Source organism: Aquamicrobium terrae (assembly GCF_040545735.1).
Taxonomy (GTDB): domain Bacteria; phylum Pseudomonadota; class Alphaproteobacteria; order Rhizobiales; family Rhizobiaceae; genus Mesorhizobium; species Mesorhizobium terrae_A.
The window spans coordinates 1-3,166 of sequence record NZ_JBEPML010000041.1 but is presented as its reverse complement, the minus strand read 5'-3'; the positions used below and the strand labels follow the sequence as shown (position 1 = coordinate 3,166).

At 67.5% G+C, this 3,166-nt stretch carries 3 protein-coding genes; all 3 read right to left on the bottom strand.

Going from position 1 to position 3,166, the window contains the following annotated elements; translation table 11 throughout:
- Nucleotides 1-2: 2 nt before the first annotated feature.
- Genes ABID37_RS26165 through ABID37_RS26155 form a run of 3 tightly spaced genes read right to left on the bottom strand, consistent with a single transcriptional unit; the run spans nt 3 to nt 3,164 of the window.
- Complete coding sequence (locus ABID37_RS26165; RefSeq protein WP_354199890.1) at nt 3-1,403, bottom strand: NAD(P)(+) transhydrogenase (Re/Si-specific) subunit beta; 1,401 nt, start codon at nt 1,401-1,403, stop codon at nt 3-5.
- Nucleotide 1,404: 1 nt separating this feature from the next.
- Nucleotides 1,405-1,815, bottom strand: coding sequence for an NAD(P) transhydrogenase subunit alpha part 2 (locus ABID37_RS26160; RefSeq protein WP_354199889.1), 411 nt, complete (start codon nt 1,813-1,815; stop codon nt 1,405-1,407).
- Nucleotides 1,815-3,164, bottom strand: a complete 1,350-nt coding sequence (locus ABID37_RS26155; protein WP_354199888.1) for a Re/Si-specific NAD(P)(+) transhydrogenase subunit alpha — start codon at nt 3,162-3,164, stop codon at nt 1,815-1,817. Before ABID37_RS26155 ends, ABID37_RS26160 begins: the two co-directional genes overlap by 1 nt.
- Between the last annotated feature and the right edge of the window lie 2 nt (nt 3,165-3,166).

Here is a 3,166-nt window from a genome sequence, read left to right as displayed (position 1 = left end):
CCTCAGTGATCCATAGCCTTGACGATTTCCTCGGTCATTTTCTTTGCGTCGCCGAGGAGCATCATGGTTCCGTCCTTGTAGAACAGGGTGTTGTCGATGCCGGCATATCCGGAGCCGAGGGATCGCTTGACGAACAGGCAGGTGCGGGCCTTGTCGACGTCGAGGATGGGCATGCCGTAGATGGGCGAGGACTTGTCGTCGCGGGCCGAGGGGTTGGTGACGTCGTTGGCGCCGATGACATAGGCGACGTCGGCCTGCGCGAACTCGGAGTTGATGTCCTCGAGTTCGAACACCTCGTCATAGGGCACGTTGGCCTCGGCCAGCAGCACGTTCATGTGGCCGGGCATGCGGCCGGCGACCGGATGGATGGCGTACTTGACCTCCACCCCGTTGGCCTTGAGCTTGTCGGCCATCTCGCGCACGGCATGTTGGGCCTGGGCCACCGCCATGCCGTAGCCGGGCACGATGATGACCTTCTGGGCGTTCATCATCAGGTAGGCGGCATCGTCGGCCGAGCCCTGCTTGACGGTGCGCTCGATGCCGTCGTCGGCGCCGGCGGCGGCCGTCTCGCCGCCGAAGCCGCCGAGGATGACCGAGATGAAGGAGCGGTTCATGCCCTTGCACATGATGTAGGACAGGATGGCGCCCGAGGACCCGACCAGAGCGCCGGTGATGATCAGCGCCAGGTTGCCGAGGGTGAAGCCGAGCGCTGCGGCCGCCCAGCCCGAATAGGAGTTGAGCATCGACACCACCACCGGCATGTCGGCGCCGCCGATCGGGATGATCAGGAGCACGCCCAGGACGAGCGACAGCGTCACGATCAGCCAGAACACGGTGGTCGACTGGGTGGCGACCAGCATGACGATCAGCACCACCAGGGCAATGCCCAGCACGATGTTGAGGAGATGGCGCCCCGGCAGCATGATCGGCTTGCCCGACATGCGCCCGTCGAGCTTCAGGAAGGCGATGACCGAGCCGGTGAAGGTGATGGCGCCGATGGCCACGCCAAGGCTCATCTCGACCAGCGCCTGGCCGTGGATGGCGCCGATGGTGCCGATGCCGAAGCTTTCGGGCGCATGGATGGCGGCGGCCGCCACCATGACCGCGGCAAGGCCGACGAGCGAGTGGAAGGCGGCGACCAGCTGCGGCATCGAGGTCATGGCGATGCGCCGTGCCACCACCGCGCCGACGCCGCCGCCGATGGCCAGGCCGATCAGGATCAGCACCAGCCCGCCGGCCGAGGGCGTGGCCAGCGCCAGCGTGGTGAGGATGGCGATGCCCATGCCCACCATGCCGTAGATGTTGCCCTGGCGGCTGGTGGTCGGATGCGACAGGCCCCTCAGCGCCAGGATGAACAGGATGCCGGAGACGAGGTAGAGGAAGGAAGCGAGGTTTACCGACACGTCACTTGTCCTTCTTCTTGTACATGGCCAGCATGCGCTGGGTGACGAGGAAGCCGCCGAAGATGTTGACGGCGGCCAGGACCAGCGCCACGAAGCCGAAGCCGGTGGCCAGCCCCGCCGCCGAGATGCCGACGGCCAGCAGCGCGCCGACCACGATCACCGAGGAGATGGCGTTGGTCACCGCCATCAGCGGCGTGTGCAGCGCAGGCGTGACCGACCACACCACGTAGTAGCCGACGAAGATCGCCAGCACGAAGATGGCGAAGCGGAACACGAAGGGATCGACCATGCCGCCCGACAGCGCGTGCGCGGCATCGCCGGCCGCTTCGGTGGCGGCCAGGTCCTGCACCGCCATGCGCACGGCGGCACTGGCCTGGTCGAGCTGGTCGAGGGCTTTCTGCAAAGTTTCCATCACGCGGTCTCCCCGCCGGTCTTGCCAGTGGACTGGCCAGTGGACTGGCCTGTAGTTTGGCCAGTGGTCTTGCCACCGGTCTTGCTTGAAGCTTTCTTCGCCGCCGCCTTGGCGGCCGGCTTGTCGCCCGCCGGTCTGGGAGCGGCCTTCTTCGGCACCGGTTTCGGTTTTTCCTCGGCCGCCGCGGCGGGGGCGGCCGCCTCGACCGCCTTGCCAGTGAGGTTGGGGCCCGCGAAGTTCGGATGCACGACCTTGCCGCCATCGGTCAGCATGGTCGCCTTGACCAGCTCGTCCTCGCGGTTGATGGCAAGCTGCTTGGTCTCCTTGTCGATCATCGTCTCCAGGAAGGCGAACAGGTTCCTGGCGTAGAGCAGCGAGGCCGAGGCGGCCACGCGGCCGGCGACGTTGAGATGGCCGACGATCTTGACCCCGTTGGCCGTCGTCACCACCTGGCCCGCCACCGCGCCCTCGACATTGCCGCCGCGCTCGACCGCCAGGTCGACGATCACCGAGCCGGGCTTCATCGAGGCCACCACATCGGCCGCGATCAGCCGCGGCGCCGGGCGGCCGGGGATCAGCGCGGTGGTGATGACGATGTCCTGCTTGGCGATGTGCTCGGCCGTCAGCGCCGCCTGCTTGGCCTGGTATTCCTTCGACATCTCCTTGGCATAGCCGCCCGCCGTCTCGGCCGCCTTGAACTCCTCGTCCTCCACGGCCAGGAACTTGGCGCCCAGCGACTGGACCTGCTCCTTCACCGCCGGGCGCACGTCGGTCGCCGTCACCACGGCACCCAGGCGGCGCGCCGTGGCGATCGCCTGCAGGCCGGCCACGCCCACGCCCATGACGAACACCTTGGCCGCCGGCACCGTGCCGGCCGCCGTCATCATCATCGGCAGCGCCCGGTCGTATTCGGACGCCGCGTCGATCACCGCCTGATAGCCGGCAAGGTTGGCCTGCGAGGACAAAACGTCCATCACCTGCGCGCGGGTGATGCGCGGCATGAACTCCATGGCGAACGCCGTCACGCCGGCCTTCGCCATCGCCGCCACCGCCGCCTCGTTGCCATAGGGGTCCATGGTGGCCAGAACCGCCGCACCCGCCTTGTAGCCCTTCAGCTCGGCCTCGCTCGGGCGCCGCACCTTCAGCACCACGTCGGCCCGCGCCGCATCCGACGCCTTGCCGATCACCGCGCCAGCCTTCGCAAACTCCTCGTCGACAATGCGCGAGCCCAGCCCCGCCCCCGCCTCGACGATCACATCGAAGCCAAGCCCGACAAGCCGTTTCACGCTGTCAGCCGAAGCCCCAACACGAGGCTCAAGCCCTCCTGCCTCGCACGGTATGAATACGATCT